General features: G+C 58.6%; 14 protein-coding genes. 11 read left to right on the top strand and 3 right to left on the bottom strand.

Translation table 11 applies throughout. The annotated features are described in order from the left end of the window. The first annotated feature begins 3 nt into the window (after positions 1 to 3). A complete protein-coding gene (locus LG203_RS14330) occupies positions 4 to 129 on the top strand; it encodes a hypothetical protein (RefSeq protein WP_268867301.1) in 126 nt (41 codons plus the stop codon). 44 nt (positions 130 to 173) lie between these two features. On the opposite strand, the gene tpx is transcribed toward LG203_RS14330, so the two are convergent. Beyond that, positions 174 to 677, bottom strand: a complete 504-nt coding sequence (gene tpx / locus LG203_RS00175) for a thiol peroxidase (protein WP_230343982.1) — start codon at positions 675 to 677, stop codon at positions 174 to 176. Positions 678 to 895: 218 nt separating this feature from the next. Then, the gene (locus LG203_RS00170; RefSeq protein ID WP_230343981.1) at positions 896 to 2,056 is read right to left on the bottom strand and encodes an FIST signal transduction protein; all 1,161 of its coding nucleotides are present in this window, start codon (positions 2,054 to 2,056) and stop codon (positions 896 to 898) included. A gap of 232 nt (positions 2,057 to 2,288) precedes the next feature. Here LG203_RS00170 and LG203_RS00165 point away from each other — a divergent pair, with 232 nt between their 5' ends. The 8 genes from LG203_RS00165 to tilS all read left to right on the top strand — a co-directional run bounded on the left by LG203_RS00165 (position 2,289) and on the right by tilS (position 16,717). Beyond that, positions 2,289 to 2,696, top strand: a complete 408-nt coding sequence (locus LG203_RS00165; protein WP_159355399.1) for a response regulator — start codon at positions 2,289 to 2,291, stop codon at positions 2,694 to 2,696. Between the two features lie 2 nt (positions 2,697 to 2,698). Further along, positions 2,699 to 3,076 (top strand): response regulator, encoded by a 378-nt coding sequence (locus LG203_RS00160; protein WP_013442529.1) that lies wholly within the window; start codon positions 2,699 to 2,701, stop codon positions 3,074 to 3,076. After that, positions 3,063 to 3,578 carry a chemotaxis protein CheW gene (locus tag LG203_RS00155; protein WP_230343980.1) on the top strand — a complete coding sequence of 172 codons (516 nt, stop codon included), beginning with the start codon at positions 3,063 to 3,065 and terminating at the stop codon, positions 3,576 to 3,578. The genes LG203_RS00160 and LG203_RS00155 overlap by 14 nt, the downstream gene beginning before the upstream one ends. Before the next feature lie 128 nt (positions 3,579 to 3,706). Then, positions 3,707 to 5,392: a methyl-accepting chemotaxis protein gene (locus LG203_RS00150; RefSeq protein WP_230343979.1), complete on the top strand. Its 1,686-nt coding sequence runs from the start codon at positions 3,707 to 3,709 to the stop codon at positions 5,390 to 5,392. A 25-nt stretch (positions 5,393 to 5,417) separates the two neighbouring features. Next, positions 5,418 to 10,694, top strand: a complete 5,277-nt coding sequence (locus LG203_RS00145; protein ID WP_230343978.1) for an Hpt domain-containing protein — start codon at positions 5,418 to 5,420, stop codon at positions 10,692 to 10,694. Positions 10,695 to 10,868: 174 nt separating this feature from the next. Continuing rightward, positions 10,869 to 14,318: a DNA polymerase III subunit alpha gene (dnaE, locus tag LG203_RS00140; protein ID WP_230343977.1), complete on the top strand. Its 3,450-nt coding sequence runs from the start codon at positions 10,869 to 10,871 to the stop codon at positions 14,316 to 14,318. Positions 14,319 to 14,357: 39 nt separating this feature from the next. Continuing rightward, positions 14,358 to 15,326 (top strand): acetyl-CoA carboxylase carboxyltransferase subunit alpha, encoded by a 969-nt coding sequence (locus LG203_RS00135; protein WP_230343976.1) that lies wholly within the window; start codon positions 14,358 to 14,360, stop codon positions 15,324 to 15,326. 20 nt (positions 15,327 to 15,346) lie between these two features. After that, complete coding sequence (gene tilS / locus LG203_RS00130; RefSeq protein WP_230343975.1) at positions 15,347 to 16,717, top strand: tRNA lysidine(34) synthetase TilS; 1,371 nt, start codon at positions 15,347 to 15,349, stop codon at positions 16,715 to 16,717. On the opposite strand, the gene LG203_RS00125 is transcribed toward tilS, so the two are convergent. Beyond that, positions 16,714 to 17,355 carry an arylesterase gene (locus LG203_RS00125; RefSeq protein ID WP_230343974.1) on the bottom strand — a complete coding sequence of 214 codons (642 nt, stop codon included), beginning with the start codon at positions 17,353 to 17,355 and terminating at the stop codon, positions 16,714 to 16,716. The genes tilS and LG203_RS00125 overlap by 4 nt on opposite strands. Between LG203_RS00125 and LG203_RS00120 the strand changes: the two genes are divergently transcribed. Then, on the top strand, positions 17,354 to 18,043 hold the full coding sequence (locus LG203_RS00120; RefSeq protein ID WP_230343973.1) for an ABC transporter ATP-binding protein: 690 nt from the start codon (positions 17,354 to 17,356) through the stop codon (positions 18,041 to 18,043). The genes LG203_RS00125 and LG203_RS00120 overlap by 2 nt on opposite strands. Next, positions 18,040 to 20,529 carry an ABC transporter permease gene (locus tag LG203_RS00115; RefSeq protein WP_230343972.1) on the top strand — a complete coding sequence of 830 codons (2,490 nt, stop codon included), beginning with the start codon at positions 18,040 to 18,042 and terminating at the stop codon, positions 20,527 to 20,529. Before LG203_RS00120 ends, LG203_RS00115 begins: the two co-directional genes overlap by 4 nt. Positions 20,530 to 20,667 lie beyond the last annotated feature (138 nt).

Raw genomic sequence — 20,667 nt, 5'->3', positions numbered from 1 at the left:
TCCATGATGGGCGTCTGGCAGCTCTGGCGTCGCATGCGATTTCACTCGACGCGGGTGGCCATCGTGTTGTTGTTCGTAGCTTGCTTGCTGGTGGAAATGGGATTGTTGCTGATGCTGGTGATGGACTAGCAGCAGATGAAAAGGCGGCAGCCAGACTGCCGCCTTGCGGCAGATTACAAGACAGCCAATGCTGCGTCGTAATCAGGTTCATTGGCGATCTCGGAAACGAGTTCGCTATGCAAAACCTTGTTGTTTTCATCCAGCACGACCACGGCACGGGCGGTGAGGCCAGCCAGGCTGCTGTCGGCGATTTGCACGCCGTAGTCTTTGGAAAACTTGGCGGTGTCACGGAAGGTGGACAGGGTCACCACATTTTCCAGACCTTCAGCACCGCAGAAACGGCTTTGTGCGAAAGGCAGGTCAGCGGAGATGCAGAGCACGGCGGTATTGGGCACTTCAGCGGCGCGCTTGTTGAAGGTGCGAACCGAGGTGGCGCAAGTAGGTGTGTCTACACTTGGGAAAATGTTCAATACTTTGCGCTTGCCGGCGTAGTCAGCCAGGGATTGCAATTCGCGCTTGGCGTTGGCCAATTGAAAGTCAGGAGCGGTCTGGCCGACTTTTGGGAAGTCGCCAGCGATGGTTACCGGGTTGCCTTTAAGCGTTACTGTGCTGGTCATGGATAATGTCCTTGTTAGAAATTGAGGGCGGGATTGCCAATCAGAAAGCGTGTGAGGCTAATGGTTCCACTTGGACTGAGGGTTCCAGCCTGGCGTCCTGCCGTTGCAGGATCATGCGTATGGGATTTTAGAAAACTGCCTTCAGTTCACGCTTTCTTGCACTGTACCGCCCCTGCGTGAAGGGCGGATGAAAGATGATACACCAGCAGTGACCACGATCAGGACGATAAATTCTCGCTGAGGTAGCCTATGGTCATGGTCTGGTTGTGCAGCACGCTGTCCGAGGTGTTGGGGCGTGGAGCAAACTCACCATAGGAATAAAATCCGGTGAGCGTGGTTTGCGGGCCGAGGATGGTTTTGATCGCCGCGATCTCATCCGCCGTCTGCTCGTTCATCACGCCTTTGCGCCCCACACAGCTCACGCAGAGGGCCAGCCCCGGCTGCGTATTGTTAAGCGATTGCAGGTTGCCGGTGACGAGCCGGGCGGCTTCGCTCGCGCCTTCCACCAGGCGGTCATGATTGGTCTGGCACAGGCGCACGATTTCGCCTTCTTCCACATTGCCGGCAAAGGTCAGGCTGTTGCGCGCTGTATCAATGGCGAGCAGGGTGCGGATTTTTTCCACCTCGCGCTTGCCTTCCTCGACGATGGCAAACGGGAACTTGAGACCGGTGCCGGGCAAGCCCTTGGCGTAATGCTCGCCGATGTACATGCGGTAGAGCGGCAAGGCAGGTTTGCCGTCCATTTCGTACACCACGTTTTTTTCGGATTTGGTGATCTTGCGTGGCGGGCCGTAAGGCTTCCAGCCGCCCAGGGCGCCACTGGCGGTAATCAGGCTGTCGCCATAGAGGCCCACCGCAATCACCAGGTTATCGGAAATGACGCTATTGCAGATTTGCAGGGTATTTTCAAAGGCCGCATTGTCGCCTGCCATGCCGCCTACAATCGGGATATCGCCCAGCACGCTCTGGAAGCCCTGCAGCAATTCGGAGCCATTGACATGCAAGCCATCGGAGAACAGCAGCACAGTGCGCAGTTCCGGGGTTTGCAGTTGCTTGGCGAGATTGGTGGCGACTTCAAACGAGCTTTGCATGTTGTTCATGCGGGTGTGTACGACACGTTGCTCGGTTTTATTCCACTGGATGGCGGTGATCTGCAGGCTATCGTCGAATACGCCGCTACCATGTATCTCGCCGGACGTTGTGCAGCCGACGATCTGGGCGGCGGGGTAGCGGTCACGCAGGATATTTTGCAGCTTGTTTTCGCTGAAGCGACGCACCGAGCCGAATACCAGCACCAGGTCGGCAGTGAGTAGCGGGGGATTCGCCGCCAGCTCTTTCAGTGTCATTCTGGCGGTCAGTGATTCCTGTCTTATCTGCATTGTTCCCTTCCCGTGAGCCTCCTTCTGTGAGAGGTCTTTCATCTTGATGGATGCGGCGCGGTCATGTTGACTGCAAGCTTGCGATATTTAACCTGTTTGACACTGGAATGACAACAGAATGTGACCGGCTGCGTCAGCACGAGTCTTGCACCATCGTGAATTCTGGATAGAATGATGTGAGTGCATGGCCTCCCGCCGTGCACGGCAAAAGTGCACTACACAATAAAAGGGGATGCAGGTGGGGGAAACCAGTTTAGCAGGCGTGAAAGTCATGGTGATCGATGACAGCAACACCATACGCCGCAGTGCCGAGCTTTTTCTCAAGCAGTCTGGCTGCGAAGTGATCCTGGCCGAAGATGGCTTTGAAGCCTTGTCCAAGATTGCCAACTATCATCCCGACCTCATCTTTGTCGATATCATGATGCCGCGGCTCGATGGCTATCAAACGTGTACCCTGATCAAACGCAACCCGCGTTACAAAGCCACGCCCGTGGTCATGCTATCCAGCAAGGATGGCCTGTTTGACCGGGCGCGCGGCCGCATGGCGGGCTCAGACCAATACCTTACCAAGCCCTTCACCCAGGAGTCTCTGCTGCACGCGGTGACCAATCACGCCCGCGTGGAAACGGACGAGGAATAGGCATGGCGATTCAAAAAATCCTGGTCGTGGATGATTCCTTTACCGATCGTTTTTATCTGACGGAGCTGCTGGTGGATGCCGGCTTTACCGTCATGACTGCCGAAAATGGCGAAGAATGCCTGGAAAAGGTCGCGGCCGAAGCGCCCGATCTGGTACTGATGGATGTGGTGATGCCAGGCCTCAATGGCTTTCAGGCCACGCGCGCACTCTCCAAAAACCCGCTCACGGCGCATATCCCTGTCATCATGTGCACCGGCAAGGAACAGGCGACCGATCGCCTGTGGGCCTTGCGGCAGGGCGCCAAGGATTGCGCCATCAAGCCAGTCCAGCTGGACGAGTTGCTGAACAAGATACGGGCCCTGGAAAATGGCCAGACTTAACCTGCACGAATACCAGCAGGATATTCTGGCCCGCCTGCAAGAGGTGACCGCCAACGCGGGCAGCACCAGCAGCTCGCGCCTGGGGGTGGAAGTCGGCGGACAACATTGGCTGATCAACCTGCGCGATATCAGCGAGGTGCTGCCAGTGCCGGACATCAGCCCGGTGCCGCTGACGCGCAGTTGGTTTCTGGGCATGGCCAACGTGCGCGGTAATCTTTACGGAGTAACGGATCTGGCGGCGTTCATGGGTGGGCCATTCACGTCAATGACCGCCCAAAGCCGCATATTGCTGGTGCATGAGCGTTATCAGGTGAATGCCGCCTTGCTGATTGACCGCCTGGTGGGTTTGCGTACGCTTGAAAGCATGACCTTGCAGACGCCTGAACCAGGCGAGGCTGATGCCCATGGCGAGCATTACAAAGATGAGCATGGCCAGGTCTGGCAAGTGCTGGCGCTGGAGAGCTTGCTGACGGGCAGCGAATTCATGCAGGTGGCTGCCTAGGCCAGGATGATATTCCGGTCGCTTGCCCAATTCAGTGGAAGCGCGGGTCAGGTGGCGCAAGTGACATGCCGTACAGAATTTACCTTGAGCCTTACCAGGCTTGAGGCCGGAACATACAAAGGGGTGATATGGCATTGAATGCAGCAAAAAAGGGAAACACACCGTCACTGCTGGCGCGCTTGCGCTCCGGGGTGAAGTCCGCATTGACAGGGCAGGGAGACAGCTCGGCCTCGGGTATTCCCAAGACCTTGCTGGTGTTCTTTCTGATTGCCGCCGCCGTGGCCTTGCTCAATCTGCTGTTCAACATCACTCAGGTGGAGCGCGATAACCGTTTTTCCATACTCTCGGGAGATGTGCAGGTGTTTGTGCAGCAGGCTGCGCGTGATGCCGTACTGGCAACGCATAGTCGTGAAGCTGCCAGCGTGCGGCTGGTGAATGTCATGGGCAGTGTGGAGAGCGACCTCAAGCAGATGCGCAAGCTGGAAGCCGACACGCTCTTCCGCGGGCAGGACGTGGTTCCCGCCCTTAACAAGCTGGAGGCCTCCTGGCAGCAACTGCACAATGCGCTTAAAACGCTGAGTCCTGGTGCGCTGGCAGAGGATGCCAACAAGGCCCAGCTGATCAGTATCGTCAACACCAGTGATGAGATTGTCGCCACTGCCCGCCGCATGGTCGATCAATACAAGCAGCAAGGGCGCGCCAACCTGTTCCTGATTCTCTCCGTGTTATCCGGACTGCTGGCCTTGCTGATGCTGATTGTGGTGGGCTATCGCCAGGTGCTCTCAGCACGCCGGCAGTTCCTGGAGATCGAACAGACCAACCTCGGCAACCAGGAAGCCATTCTGCACTTGCTGGATGAGATGGGTGATCTCGCTGACGGAGACCTGACGGTCAAGGCGCAAGTCTCGGAAAACATCACTGGCGCGATTGCCGATTCCATCAACTACACCATCGACAGCCTGCGTGACCTGGTCGCCGAGATCAACCGCGCGACCGAGCAGGTGAACCAGGCGACGGCGCAAACCCGTACCACCTCTGATTACCTGTTGAAAGCGACCGAGGAACAGTCCAAGCAGATTGGCGAAACCAGTGACGCCATCAACAACATGACCCGCTCCATCCTGCATGTATCCAGCAACGCTGGCCAGGCATCACAAGTGGCGCAACGTTCGCTGCAAGCGGCGACCCAGGGTGCCAAAGCGGTGCAGAACACCATCTCCGGCATGAACGAAATCCGCACGCAGATTCAGGAAACCTCCAAGCGCATCAAGCGCCTGGGCGAAAGCTCGCAGGAAATTAGCGAAATCGTGGAGCTGATTTCCGACATTACCGAGCAGACCAACATTCTGGCGCTGAACGCCGCCATTCAGGCCGCATCGGCGGGTGAAGCCGGACGTGGCTTCACCGTGGTGGCGGAAGAAGTGCAACGCCTGGCGGAGCGCTCATCGGAAGCAACCAAGCAGATCAGCGCGATTGTGAAAACCATTCAGACCGATACCAATAGTGCCGTGGTGGCGATGGAAAAAAGCACCGAGGGGGTGGTCGATGGGGCGCGCCTGTCGGATGCTGCCGGTCAGGCGCTGAATGAAATTGAAACGGTGAGTACCAACCTGGCACGCCTGATCCAGGCGATTTCCGAAGCGACCGTGGCGCAGACCGAAGTAGCGTCTACCGTGAGCCGCAACATGCAGAAGATCCAGAACATCACCTCGCAAACCACGGAGGGCACCAAGCTGACCGCGCAATCGGTAGAACAGCTTGCCACGCTGGCCGAAGAACTCCGTGCCTCGGTGGCCGGCTTCAAGTTGTCCTGATGGTCGAGCCGCACAGGAGCTAGCCGTGGTTGACGATTTCGACATAGGGCCTCTTAACTGGGTCAAGGGTGAGATAGACCAGGCGCTGAAAAGCGTGCTGGAGAATCTGGCCACCTTGCAGCAAAGCCCGGAAGATGCCGCCAGCCTGAAGTTCTCCCAAACCCATCTCTACCAGGTGAGCGGTGCGCTCGACATGGTCGGGCTGGAGGGGTGCAAACGCTTCTGTGCCGAGATCGAGCATGTGGCCGCGGCCCTGCAAAAGGGCGAGATTGCCATGCGCCCCGCCGCACTGGAGGCCATGATTAACGCCGTCCAGGCCCTGAGTCGTTATCTGCAGGCGCTGGTGGATGGAGCGTCGGATCGCCCCTTGTTATTATTTCCCGCCTTTGCCGCACTGCAAGCCCTGCACGGTGAAGAAGCCGAAGAAAGCGAACTGTTTTTCCCCGATACCGATGTACGTGCTCCGCGTGATTTACCCACGCAAGCGTTGCCTGATGAGGTGCTGGCTGGTTTTCTGGCCGAGCAGCGCTCTGCATTCCAGAAAGGCCTGCTGACCTGGCTGAAATCGCAAGGTGCCGAAGGTCAGGACATCCTGCGTGGCGCGCTGCAGCAAGTGCAGCAGGTTCAAAAGCAGGGCGGCCAGAAAACCCTGTGGTGGGTCGCCAGCGTGTTTGTCGATATCCTGCAGCAGCCGGAGCATGTGGCGAATGCCAGTATCAAGAAGCTTTGCCGCCGCATCGACCAGCAACTGCGCAGTCTGTATGACGGTGCTACCCGCGCCAGTGGCAATCTCTTGCGTGACCTCTTGTATTTCATCGCCATCAGCCCGGCCGAGACCGATGCCCTGCAGCAGGTGCAGGCGGCATTTGAGCTGCAGGCCTATCTGCCAGAGCCGCCACGCACGCCGCAGGATGTCAAAGTCGAGAGCGAAGACCGCGAGCTCGCCAAGCGCATGCTCGCCTTGTTGCGCGCCTTGCAGGACGCCTGGGCCGCTTATGAGGAATACAAATTCAAGGCGCTGCTGGAGCAATTCAGCATCCAGCTGCGCGACAGCCTGGTCAAGCAGACGTTTCGCTACGACAGCCTGAATGCCTTGCTGCAAGCCTTGCAGCGCATGAATATGCGCGTGCTGGCAGGCGCGGATGTCGTCAGCAATTCTGCCATGCTGGAGGTCGCCTCCACCCTGGCGCTGCTCGAAGAGACGTTCCATCATTATGTGGACTTGAGCGATGCGCTGATCCAGCGTCAGCATCAGCAGGCTGCCCGCCTGCAGGAGCTGGCCGAGGGGCGTCAGCCCACACCAGGTGCCGATCTCAGCGGAACGCCGCTCTCGGCGGACTTGCTGGCGACCATGGGCAAGCATATCCACCAGGTGCTGGAAACCATTGAGCCCTTGCTGGATGGCTATTTCCGCAAACCGGATCAACGTGATGCCGTACTGCAATGTCAGCCACTGTTGACGCAGGTTACCGGTGCGTTTGATTTGCTGGATCTCACGCTGCCCGCCACCTTGTCGCGCTTCACCGAGGCTACCCTCGAAAGCTTGCAGCATGATGCGGTTGCGCCTTCTACCGGGATTTTCGAGGCGCTGGCCGAAGCGCTGAGCGCCATGGATTTTTATGTCAGCGGCTTCCCGCGCTTGCGCCCCGAGGCCGAGACCGCCATGCGCGTAGCACTGGAAATGCTGCAGGCCCAGATGTCGCCCGATGCGCTGGCTGACGACGCGGAAGAGGACATGCATGCGCTGGTGGAAGACCATGTGCCTACGTTGCAGGAAAGTTTTGCTGCCGCTAACGAGGCTGCCGCCAGTGCCGTAGTGGAAGAAGAAACGCCTGAACCCGAGCCTGCGCTGATGCCGGATCGTGCCCACGATGCCGAGCTGCTGGATGTATTCCTGACCGAATCCGAAGAAGTGCTCGCCAGTATTGCACAACAGCAGCAAGCCTTGCGCGTCAATGCTACCGACCGTCGCGCCATGGTGGATCTGCGGCGCGGCTTTCATACGCTGAAAGGCAGTGGCCGCACCATTGGCCTCGTCAATCTGGGCGAAGTCGGCTGGGCGGTGGAAAAACTGCTGAATCGCGTGATAGATAGCCGCGTGGTGCCTAGCCCCAATCAGCTGGCGTTTGCCGAATCCGCCGCCAGCGCCTTTGCCGGGTGGGCGGATACCCTGCGTCAGAGCGCCGAAGTCACCATAGACCCGGCCCCCTGGCTTGCCCAGGCGGCCGAACTCGAAGATGAATGCGCCAGCCAGCCCGGCCTCAGCAGCGCAGCCGAGGTCATCATCGGCGGCACTCGCAAGCTCAGCCGTGCGCTGTTCGATATTTTCATGGGCGAAGCCAACCAGCACCTCGCCATGCTGCAGGCTTGGGTCGATGGGCTGGGCGAAAAGGACGAAGCTCCACCCGAGGCCAGCCGCCGTGCCGCCCATACGCTGGCCAGCAATGCAGGCACCGCCGGCTTCAAGGCCATTGCGGATCTCGCCCGTGCCCTGGAGCATTGGCTGGATGTACAGGGCGCCGAATGGACGCCGCAACAGCGCAAGCTGGCCGACAACGTTGTTTCGGTGCTGGCCGATATGCTGCGCAAGGCAGGTCAGTTCCGTCAGCCACGCCAGAACATGGGCCTGCTCGCCGCCCTGCGCGAGGCTGTTGAAGCGGCCAATGCACCAGCCGCAGCCGATGCGGACCTGGCAGAAGTTATGCAAGCCGAGGTCGTGGAGGATGTCGAAACCGAGGCGCAAACCGTCGGTGATGACATTGAGACAGAAGCATCAGTATCCGATGTGGCGGCGGTTGCCGCGGAGTTTGATGCCACAGAGATTGCTGAAGAAGAAGCAGAGGCTGAAGAGGAACCAGAGCAAAGCGCGACTGAAGATCAGTCGGACTCTGGCCCGTCCGATGTAGCGATGAGTGCAGCGGCTAAAGTGATCGAACTCTTCAAGGATATTGATTTCGGGCCAGAGCCAGAGCCAGAGCCAGAGCCAGAGCCAGAGCCAGAGCCAGAGCCAGAGCCAGAGCCAGAGCCAGAGCCAGAGCCAGAGCCAGAGCCAGAGCCAGAGCCAGAGCCAGAGCCAGAGCCAGAGCCAGAGCCAGAGCCAGAGCCAGAGCCAGAGCCAGAGCCAGAGCCAGAGCTGTCTATTGAAAGCGAGTTACATGGCATCTTCATGATCGAAGCGCATGAGCTGGTGCCGCGCATCGGTTCCGAATTGCGCGCCTGGCGGCACGCGCCTGAGGTCAATGAGCATCCCGAAGAGCTGCAGCGCGCGCTGCATACCTTGAAGGGCAGTGCACGCATGGCAGGCCAGATGGCCCTGGCCGATGTGGTGCACGATATGGAAGACACCATCGTGCGTGCCCGCAAGCAGGATGGGCAGGCGCTGGATTTTGAGCATTTGTTCAATGATCTTGACCAGATCGGCAGTCTGCTGGAAGCTGCCGAGCAAGGTCCGGTGGCGGCCGATGCGCCTCCAGTGGCCCCCGGCATGCCTGCCGAGCGACAGGCGCAATACCTGCGCTTGCGTGGGGATGTGCTGGACCGGCTGATCAACGAAGCCGGGGAAATCAGTATTGCCCGTTCGCGCATGGAGCGCGAGATGCTGGCATTCAAGCAGTATTCGCAGGATCTGACCGAGAGTGTGGCGCGGTTGCGCAACCAGTTGCGTGAAATGGAAATCGAGGCCGAGAGCCAGATGCAGTCGCGCATGGCGCATTTGCAGGAAACCAGCGAAACCTTTGATCCGCTGGAATTTGACCGCTTTACCCGTCTGCAGGAACTGACCCGCATGATGGCGGAAAGCGTGAACGACGTTTCCACCATACAGCACGGTCTGCTTGGCAATCTGGGCGAGACCGAATCTGCGCTGCAGCAGCAGGCGCGCATGAACCGCGAGCTGCAATATGGCCTCATGGATGTGCGCATGGTGCCGTTTTCCATGATCAGCGAGCGGCTGCAACGCATTGTGCGGCAGACAGCCCGTACGCTGGGCAAGCCCGCCGAATTGCTGATTGAGGGTGAAACGGTACAGATTGACCGCACCGTGCTGGACAAGATAGGGGCGCCTCTGGAGCACCTGTTGCGCAACGCGATTGCGCATGGCCTGGAGTCCGTGGCAGAGCGCAGGGCGACCGGCAAGCCCGAGGCGGGCACCATACGCTTGCACGTCAAGAGTGAAAACGATGAAATCACCCTCACCGTGACCGACGACGGCGCGGGCATTCCGCTGGCGCAAGTACGGAAAAAAGCCATAGAGCGCGGTTTGCTGGTGGCGGATCAAAAGCTTAGCGATGCGGCCTTGCTGGCGGTGATTTTTGAGCCTGGATTCTCCACCGCCGATAACGTCACGCAGATTGCCGGCCGAGGCGTGGGGCTGGATTCCGTGCGCAGTGATATTACCGGTCTGGGCGGGCGTATTGATATCGCCAATCAGGCTGGACAGGGGGCCACATTCAGTATTTACCTGCCGGTAACACTATCAGTGGCGCAGGTGGTGATGGTGCGTGCTGGCGAGCATGTGTTTGCCTTGCCTGCGGTGATGGTGGAGCAAGTGCAGAAACTGAAGCCCGATGCGCTGACCCAAGCCAGGGCCGAGGGGCAGCTCACCTGGGCTGAGCAGTCCTACGGTCTCTATTACCTCGCGCAGCTGATTGGCGACAACGCGACACAGCCGCAAGACCAGCGCTATACGCCGGTAATTTTGCTGCGCAGCGGCAGTTACCACATTGCGCTGCATGTGGACGAAGTGCTCGGCAATGCCGAAGTGGTGATGAAGCCGATTGGTCCGCAACTGGCGCGGGTGCCGGGCATGGCCGGAGCCAGTGTGATGGGCGATGGCAATATCGTGCTCATCATCAACCCGGTGCAGCTTGCCAACCGCGAAGCGCTGGCCGTCGGCAGCGTGCAGGTGGTGAATGTGGATGCCGTGCCGCCACGTGCCCCCGAGATCATGGTGGTGGATGACTCGCTCACCATGCGCAAGGTGCTGAGCCGCCTGCTGGAACGCGAAGGCTATCGCGTGGTGGTCGCCAAGGACGGCATGGATGCGTTGCAGCTGCTGCAGGATAGCCTGCCCGACCTGATCCTGAGTGACATTGAAATGCCGCGCATGGATGGCTTTGAACTGGTGCGCAATATCCGTGGTGATAGCCGCACAGCCAATATTCCGCTGTTGATCATCAGCTCGCGCACTGCAGAGAAGCACCGTAGCCTTGCGCGCGAATTAGGCGTGAATGCCTATCTTGGCAAACCCGTGCAGGATGACGAGTTGCTCGCGCAAGTGAAAGTCCTGCTGGACGCTCAGTAACGGAACGGTGCCCGAGGGCACCCGCGCATGCGTCCGCAGGCTGCCCTCGGCGCTGCTTTGCGATAAGCTGGCCTCCAGCGCCCCCGCAAAGCGGCTCAAAGTCAAGTCGGATCTCGCGCTTTTTGTGCATGCCCAGGGCGGAAAAAGCGCCCCGAATCGGGTAAAATTAACCCCATGTCACAACCCACTTTCATACACCTGCGTTGCCACAGTGAATACTCTGTGGTGGATGGCACGGTGCGCATTGGCGACTACGTCAAGGCCGCCGCCGCTGACCGCATGCCAGCGCTGGCGCTGACCGATCTCAGCAATCTTTTTGGTGCCGTCAAGTTTTACAAATCTGCTCGTGGCAAAGGCCTGAAGCCCGTGCTGGGCTGCGATCTGTGGCTGGAAAATGAAACCAACCGCGATCAGCCTTATCGATTGCTGCTGCTGTGCCAGACGCACGCAGGTTATCTCAAGTTATGTGAATTGCTCAGCCGCGCCTATCTGGAAAACCAGCATCGCGGTCGCGCCGAAATCAAGCGTCAGTGGCTGGTGGAAGCAGGCGGCGAAGGCCTGATCATGCTGTCTGGCGCCATGGCGGGCGATGTTGGTCAGGCGATATTGCAGGGTAACCAGCAGGCGGCGCTGGTTCTGGCCCAGCAATGGGCAGCGCTATTCCCCAACCGTTTTTATATCGAGCTGCAACGCGCAGGCCATGCCCAGCAGGAGTTTTACATCAGCCGCGGGCTGGCGCTGGCTGGTGAGCTGGATCTGCCGGTGGTGGCGACGCACCCCGTGCAATTCATGGAGGCGGATGACTTCAAGGCACACGAGGCCCGCGTCTGTATTGCCGAAGGTTATGTGCTGGCCGATAACCGTCGCCCCAAGCATTTCACACCCGAACAGTTTTTCAAGACCCAGACGGAGATGGCGGCGCTGTTTGCCGATGTGCCGCAGGCGCTGGCCAATAGTGTGGAAATCGCCAAGCGCTGCAATCTGACATTGACGCTGGGGAAAAACTATCTGCCGCAATTCCCGACACCGAATGGCGAGAGCCTGGACGACTATCTGGTCGTGCAGGCCAAGCTGGGGCTGGAGAAGCGCCTGCAGGTGCTGTATCCGGATGAAGCCGTGCGCGATGCCAAGCGGCCTGTCTACCTCACCCGCCTGGAGTTCGAGACCAATATCATCATCCAGATGGGGTTCCCTGGCTATTTCCTTATCGTGGCCGACTTCATCAACTGGGCCAAGAACAATGGCGTGCCAGTGGGGCCAGGCCGGGGTTCCGGTGCGGGCTCGGTGGTGGCCTACAGCCTGGGTATTACCGATCTGGATCCACTGCAATACGCCTTGCTGTTTGAGCGCTTCCTGAATCCTGAGCGGGTTTCCATGCCCGACTTCGATATCGACTTCTGCCAGGAAGGCCGCGATCGCGTCATTGATTACGTGAAGCATAAATACGGTCTGGCATCGGTATCGCAAATCGCCACCTTCGGGACGATGGCCGCCAAGGCCGTGATCCGTGATGTAGGGCGCGTGCTGGATCTGCCGTTCAACTTTGTGGATGGCATTGCCAAGCTGATTCCCAATGAGCTGGGCATTACCTTGTCCGATGCGCTGGAAAAAGAGCCGCAACTCAAGGAGCGGCGCGAGCAAGAAGAAGAGGTCAACGAGCTGCTGGAGCTGGCGCTCAGGCTGGAAGGCTTGACCCGCAATATTGGCATGCACGCTGGCGGGGTGCTGATCTCGCCCGGCAAGATTTCGGATTTTTCGCCTATCTATTGCCAGCAAAATGGCGAAAGCCTGGTCAGCCAGTACGACAAGGATGACGTGGAAGCCGTTGGCCTGGTGAAGTTCGACTTTCTGGGCTTGCGCACGCTGACCATTCTGGCGATGGCGCTGGAGAATGCCAATGCCCAGCGCGCGCTTAAGGAGCTGCCTCCGCTCGATTTTGAGACCTTGCCGATCAACGACAAGCCGACCTACCAGCTGTTGAAGTCTGCCAATACCACGGCGGTGTTCCAGCTGGAATCGCGCGGCATGAAGGACATGCTGAAGCAGGCCAAGCCGGACTGCTTTGAGGACATTATCGCCCTAGTGGCGCTGTATCGTCCGGGCCCGATGGACCTGATCCCCGATTTCTGCCGCCGCAAGCACGGCCAGCAGCGTGTGGAGTATCCGCACCCGGCCACCGAGCCCATCCTGAAAGAAACCTACGGCATCATGGTGTATCAGGAGCAGGTGATGCAGATTGCCCAGGTGGTGGCGGGGTACAGCCTCGGCGGCGCCGACTTGCTACGCCGCGCCATGGGTAAAAAGAAAAAAGAGGAAATGGACGCGCAGCGTGCCGTTTTTGTTGAAGGTGCAGTGAAGAACGGCACGCCGGAAAAGCAGGCGGCCGAGCTGTTTGATCTGATGGAAAAGTTTGCCAGCTACGGCTTCAACAAGTCGCACGCGGCAGCTTACGCCCTGGTGGCGTACCACACGGCTTACCTCAAGGCACATTACCCGGCCGCCTTCCTCGCGGCCACCATGTCGGCGGACATGAACAACACCGACAGCGTGCACATCTTTTACGATGATTGCGCGGCGAATGGCGTGGAAGTGTTGGCGCCGGATATCAACCAGAGTGAATTCCGTTTCAAGCCGATCAGCGACAAGCAGGTGCTGTATGGTCTGGGTGCCGTTAAAGGCACCGGCTGGGCAGCGATTGAGGTGATCCTCGCCGCACGCGAAGCCGAGGGGCCATTCAAGGATCTGTTCGATTTCTGCCGCCGTCTGGATCTGCGCAAGGTCAATCGCCGTGTGATCGAGTCGCTGATCCGCGCTGGCGCATTCGACAAGCTGGAACCCAATCGCGCGGCCTTGCTGGCTGGCGTCAGCCTTGCCATCAGCGCGGCAGAGCAGAGCGGTGCGGCCAGCGGGCAGGATAGTCTGTTTGGCGAAATGTCGGACAGCGTGGCGCACACCCTGCCCAAGGTGAATGCATGGAGCGAGCAGGAAAAACTGCAGCAGGAAAAATCCGCCCTCGGCTTCTACTTCAGCGGTCACCCGTATGAAGGCTACAAGCGTGAGCTGGCGACCTTTGTCCGCACCACGCTGGGCAACCTCAAGCCGCAGGATCAGCCACAACTGATGGCGGGCGTGGTCATGGGTATACGCATCCGCATGACGCAACGCGGCAAGATGGCGATTGTGACGCTGGATGATGCGACATCCCGCATTGAGATCGTGGTCGGTAATGAACTACTGAACCAGAGTCAGCACCTGTTGAAAGAAGATGCGCTGGTGATTGTGGAGGGGCGCGTCAGTAATGATGACTTCTCAGGAGGCTTGCGCGTCAATGCACGCAAGGTCTACGATCTGGCGGCGGCCCGCAGTGCCAATGCCAGTTTGCTCAAGATATCGTGCAACGGTCAGGCCGATGCTGGCCGCCTGCGCGAGATTCTCGCCCCTTACTGCCGCCAGGGTGGCGAAGAAGATCGCCGCCATTGTGCCGTGAAAATCGAATATCACAACGGCAGCGCCCGCGTGGAGCTCATGCTGGGCGAGCAGTGGCGGGTGGAGTTGCATGACGAGCTGTTAAGCAATCTTAAGGGCTGGTTAAGCGAAGATAATGTTAAAATCCTTTATAATTAAACCAGTTTAGAAAACGGTAGAGTTTGCATGGCCAAAGATATGAAAACGAGTTTCCTGGAATTTGAGCAGCCGATCGCCGAGCTGGAAGGCAAGATCGAAGAGCTGCGTTACGTTCAGGATGACTCTGCGCTGGATATTTCGGAAGAAATTGACCGCTTGCAGCAAAAAAACCAGACCCTGACCAAGGAAATCTACAGCAAGCTCAATGCCTGGCAGATTTCCCAAGTGGCACGCCATCCGCAGCGTCCTTACACCCTGGATTACATTCAGGGTATGTTTACCGATTTTGAAGAATTGCATGGTGATCGCGCGTTTGCCGATGACCCTGCGATTGTTGGCGGCCTGGCCCGTTTTGAAGGCCAGCCGGTAGTCGTGATCGGCCATCAAAAAGGCCGGGACGTGAAAGAGCGGCAATACCGCAACTTTGGCATGCCGCGGCCTGAAGGCTATCGCAAGGCGCTACGTCTTTATCGCCTGGCTGAGAAATTTGGCCTGCCGATTATTACCCTGATTGATACCCCGGGCGCTTATCCTGGCATTGGTGCAGAAGAGCGCGGTCAGTCCGAAGCGATCGCCCGCAACCTGTTCGTCATGGCCGAATTGAAGACCCCGATCATCGGCGTCATTATCGGTGAGGGTGGCTCTGGCGGTGCGCTGGCACTGGGCGTGGTCGATCACCTCATGATGCTGCAATATTCCACTTACTCCGTTATTTCGCCGGAGGGTTGCGCTTCCATTCTGTGGAAAAGCGCCGACAAGGCATCGGTGGCTGCTGAAACACTGGGCATTACCGCTACCCGCCTCAAGACAGCCGGTCTGGTGGATCGTATTGTCAGTGAACCCATGGGCGGCGCACACCGCAACCCGGAAGTCATGATGCAGAATCTGCGTCGTGCCATAGCCGAAGAGCTGCTGCGCCTGCAGGCTGTGCCAGTCGATCAGTTGCTTTCGATTCGTTATGAGCGCCTGATGAGCTACGGCGAATTCAAGGAAGTTACTCTCAAATAGACAAATCGCCGCCCCCGTCGATGTCACATTCTGCCGCCCCGGGTTCTGCCGGGGCGCTTGTTTCCTCCCGCTTGCAGCATCACCTGCAGCAATTCATTACCCAACACCATATTGAAGGCCATTTGCTCGTCGCGCTGAGCGGTGGGCTGGATTCCTGCGTTTTGCTGCACCTGCTTGCGACGCTGCCCAATAACCCGGGCATCCGGCTCTCTGCCATGCATGTGCATCATGGCTTGAGTCCGCATGCCGATCAGTGGGCGGAGCATTGCCAGCGCCTGTGTGCCAGCCATGCTATCCCCTTGCAGGTCGTGCATGTGAATGTGCCGCGCGATAGCGGGCAGGGGCTGGAAGCCGCTGCACGGCATCTGCGCTATGAGGCCCTGCGGGCGGCACACGCCGATTATCTGGTGCTCGCCCATCATCAGGATGACCAGGCGGAAACCGTCATGCTGCAGCTGTTGCGCGGGGCGGGTATGCGCGGTCTTGCTGCCATGGCGAGTCACGATGCCCAGCAACGGCTGCTGCGCCCTTTGCTGGATATTTCACGCGCGCAGCTGGCTGAATATGCCGCGCAGCATCAGCTGGTATGGGTGGAAGATGAAAGCAATCACGACACCCATTACGACCGCAATTTTTGTCGTCAGCAAGTGTTGCCGCTGCTGGAACAGCGATTCCCTGGCGCAGGCAAGGCGCTCGCGCGTAGTGCGCTGCATGCGGCTGAAGCCGAGAGCCTGCAGATGGCGCTGGCAGAGCTGGATGCCGCAGATGCCCTGCGTGGGGATGCACTAAACGTTGCCAGCTTGCAGGCGCTGGGCGAGGTGCGTGCGCGCAATCTTCTCCGCTGGTGGTTATCGTCCCGCTTGCGTTATCTGCCGCACCGCGAGCATCTGCAGGAAATGCTGCGGCAACTGCTAACCGCTGCAGATGATGCCAGGCTTGCTTTGCTGCTGGATGGCGAGCAAGGCTTGTGGCTGCGGCGTTATCGCGGATATGCCTATGTGGTAGCCAAGCTCAAGTCCGCTGACCTGGATATCATCTGGGATCAACAGCCTGTCGTCGCCTTGCCTGACGGTAGCCAGCTTAAGTTAGAACAGCAGCGGGGTGCCGGATTGTCGTTGAACCGCCTGTCCGGGAAAGCCCTCCGAATTCGCCACCGGCAAGGCGGTGAGCATTTCAGGCCCTATGCCAATCGGCCAGGCCGCTCTCTCAAGCATTGGCTGCAGGAAGCTGACATGCCGCCCTGGCAGCGCGAGCAGTTACCACTGGTATTTGCTGATGATGAACTGATCTGGGTGCCGGGTATCGGCATGGCGAGCCATTTGCAGGCGGAGTCGCATGAAGATGGGCTGCTGATATGCTGGAGTGGCAGCCCCTTGAAAGACGTCAATTAAGGCGCGATTTTCAGTGCAGGTGCCAGCACCTTCCATACGTTGTCCAGCAATCGTTCCTGGGCTTCGGCACGGGGGTGCAGCCCATCGTCCTGATTCAGGCTGGCATTGCCTGCCACGCCTTCCAGCAGAAATGGCACCAGCGGCAATTTGTGCGCTTCTGCCAACTCGCGGAAGCTGCCATTGAACGATTGCGTATAACGAGGGCCATAGTTGGGGGGGATCATCATGCCGACCAGGATGGTCTTGGCCTTGGCAGCCTCATTGGTGGCGATGATCTTGTTGAGGTTTTGCTGCATCTGCTCAACGGGAAGGCCACGCAGGCCGTCATTCGCCCCCAGCTCCACCAGCACCAGCGAGGGCTGATGCGAGCGCACGGCCTCGGCGATGCGGCTCAGGCCGCCGCTGGTGGTTTCGCCGCTGATGCTGGCGTTGACGACACGATGCGGCAGTCCGCGTTGTTGCAGGCGCTGCTGCAGCAGATTGACCCAGCCCGATTCACGCGGAATACCATAGCCAGCCGACAGGCTGTCACCGAACACCAGAATGACGGGTGCAGTATTGCTGGATGGTGCGGCCGCCATGGCGGTGAGCGCGGTGCAACACGAAAAAAACGTAATGATCAGTAAACGGAAAATCATGCAGAAACCTTTGGCAGTTGAAGCAGTAAAACTCGATAAACATGTTAACAGTAATGGTAACCCGCTGGTCATCCTGAGTAGATTGGATCTGGCGATTGCAGCAGGGGAGCGGATTGCCATTGTCGGTAGTTCCGGTTCTGGCAAGTCCACCTTGCTGGGCTTGCTCGCCGGGTTGGACAACCCCACGCAGGGGAAAGTGCTGATTCAGGGGCAGGATATCGCACCGCTGGATGAAGATGGACGCGCGGCCCTGCGTGCACGCTGCATGGGCTTTGTGTTTCAGTCGTTTCAACTCTTGCCTAAGCTGACGGCGCTGGAAAATGTCATGCTGCCCTTGCAACTGGCGGGTCGTGACGATGCCAAATCGCAGGCCATGGCCGCGCTGGAGCGTGTCGGACTGGCACATCGCCTCTCGCATTACCCACGTCATCTTTCGGGTGGTGAGCAACAGCGGGTCGCCATCGCACGGGCATTTGCGCCGCGGCCTGCCATCCTGTTTGCCGATGAGCCCACAGGCAATCTGGATGCTGCCACTGGCGAAAACATCATTGAGCTCTTGTTTGCACTCAATGCGGAGTCCGGCACCACGCTGGTACTGGTGACGCATGATCTCACGCTGGCGAATCGCTGTGGCCGCGTCTTGAGCCTGCAGCAGGGTCGTATCGTTGAGCTGGAAGGTGTGGCATGAGTCTGGCATTCAACCTGGCCTGGCGTCAGCTACGCAGCCAGTGGGCCGCAGGCGAAATAAGGGTGCTGTTGCTCGCCCTTGTGATGGCGGTGGCGGCAACGACCTCCGTCGGCTTTTTTACCGACCGCATTCAATCCACGCTGGCACGCCAAGGCGCTATGCTGCTGGGTGCAGATGCTGTCATCGTGGCGGATCATCCCATTCCATCTCGTTTTGCCCAAGAGGCCAGGCAAGCGAATATCCAGACAAGTCATACGCTGGAATTTCCCAGCATGGTTCTGAGCGGCGAGCGCAGCCAGCTGAGTGAAATCAAGGCGCTGGGGGAGGGCTTTCCTTTGCGTGGTTCGCTGATGATTCAGCTGAACGGTGGCGCTGCGCATGAGGCACAAGGGATTCCCGCCCCCGGTACGGTGTGGATAGAACCCCGCTTGGCGAATAGCCTGCAAGTGCGGGAAGGGGATAGCCTTGAGCTCGGCAACAGCCATTTCAAGGTAAGCGCTATTCTTTATAGCGAGGCATCGCGTGGCGGCGATATGTTCAGCTTTGCCCCCAGGGTGATGATGAACGCGGCGGACGTGCAGGCCACAGGTCTGATTCAGTTTGGCAGCCGGGTGAAATACCAGCTGCTGCTGGCAGCCGATGCTGCTGCCATGAAAACCTATACTGACTGGGCGCAACCGTTGCTGGAACGCGGCGAACGTTTGCAGGATCTGGCGACAGCCCGGCCGGAAATCCGCAATGCCCTGGAGAAAACCCAGCAATTTCTCGGGTTGGCGGCCATGGTGAGCGTGGTATTGGCAATGGTCGCGATGTTTCTCGCGGCCATGCCCTATGTGCAGAGCAGTCAGGATAGCTATGCGCTGATGCGTTGCTTTGGCGCATCCGGCAAGCTGATCTCACGCATACTGTTATTACAGACCTTGATGCTGGCAGTGATCGGCAGTGCGCTGGGCAGCCTGCTCGGGTTTGTTGGCCAGCTGGGGCTGGGGTGGCTGGCAGGCAAACTGTTTGTCGAAACCTTGCCAGCCCCAAGCTGGCAGCCCGCACTCGCCGGATTTATCGTCGGCTTTGCGACTTTGCTGGCGGTGATGTGGCCCAGCCTGCTGCGTTTGCGCAATGTACCGGCCTTGCATATCTTGCGGCAGGATATTGCCTTGCCTTCATGGTCTGCAATCTGGCAATACACCCCCAGCGTATTACTGGCTTTTGGCCTGATCGCCTGGCATGCCGGGGATATCAAATTGGCCCTGGCCGCGATTGGTGGTTTTTCGGCCCTGGTCATTGCTGTGCTTGCTTTAACCCGCTTATTGCGGCGCTTGCTGCTGGCATTGCCGCAACAGCAATCAGGTGCCGTGCAACTGGGGCTTGCTGCCATACGACGTCGGCCACGGCTATTCATGGCCCAGGTGCTCGGCTTCAGTCTTGGCATGGCGGCGCTCATGTTGCTCGCGCTCATACGCGGTGATTTGCTGCACAACTGGCAATCTTCCTTGCCGCCGGATGCCCCTAACCGCTTTGTCATCAACATCCAGGCGAACCAACTGGATGCGATCAAGGCGTTTTTCAAACAGGAGGGCCTGCCAGTACCCGAGCTGCACCCCATGGTAAGAGCCCGCCTCACCGCGATTAACGGCAAGCCGCTGGATATGGCCAGCTATAAAGATGAGCGCGCCAAGCGGCTGGCCGAGCGCGAGTTCAATTTATCCTGGGCTGCCGACATGCAAGACGATAACCGCTTGCTGGCAGGGGTCTGGTGGACGCCGGAGCAGGCGGGCCAACCTTTGCTTTCCCTGGAGCAGGGCATCGCCGATATGTTGCATGTCAAGCTGGGCGATCATCTGAGCTATGACGTCGCTGGGCAGCCGCTGGAACTGACGGTCAGCAGCCTGCGCAAGGTAGAGTGGGATACCATGCGGGCAAACTTCTTTGCCCTGACGCCCCCCGGTGTGCTGGATGCCATGCCTGCCAATTACCTGACCAGCCTGCATGTGCCACGTGACAAGGAAAATATGCTGAATCGCCTGGTACAGCAATTCACCAACCTGACGGTAATTGATGTCGCGGCGGTGCTGGAGCAGGTACAGGCGATCATCAACAAGATGACGAATGCCTTGCAATACATTTTTGGCTTTAGCGTATTGGCGGGCTTGATTGTGCTGTATGCGGCCCTGGTGGCGACCCGGCGGGAGCGTGTGAAAGAGGCGACGCTGTTACGCGTCCTGGGCGCCTCTACCAAACAGATCCGGCAGAGTGTATGGGTCGAGTATCTGGCCGTCGGTTTGATGGCGGCGCTGGTTGCCAGCCTGATTGCCAATGGACTGGCTTTTTATATCAGCCAGCAGGTGCTGAACATACCTTTCAGTTTTAACTGGCAGACCAGTTTCCTCACGATTGCCTTGGCGATGCTAATGATCCCGATGGCGTCCTGGTGGGTATTGCGGCGCTTTTTGCGCTTTTCACCGCGTGAGATTTTGCATAGCACTTAACCACCACATTGGTTGTAATTGGCTGTATACAACCAATGTGGTGGTTGTATACAGCCAATTTGGTTGTAGAATGCAGCCATGTCATACGCGCCGAATATTATTTCCATGTTTAGTATTAAAGGCTTATCTCTTTCTCTT

Source organism: Methylovorus mays, assembly GCF_020531915.1.
In the GTDB taxonomy this organism is placed as follows: Bacteria; Pseudomonadota; Gammaproteobacteria; order Burkholderiales; family Methylophilaceae; genus Methylovorus; species Methylovorus mays.
The sequence above is the reverse complement of the archived record's forward strand: the minus strand, read 5'-3'. Positions and strand labels throughout refer to the sequence as shown.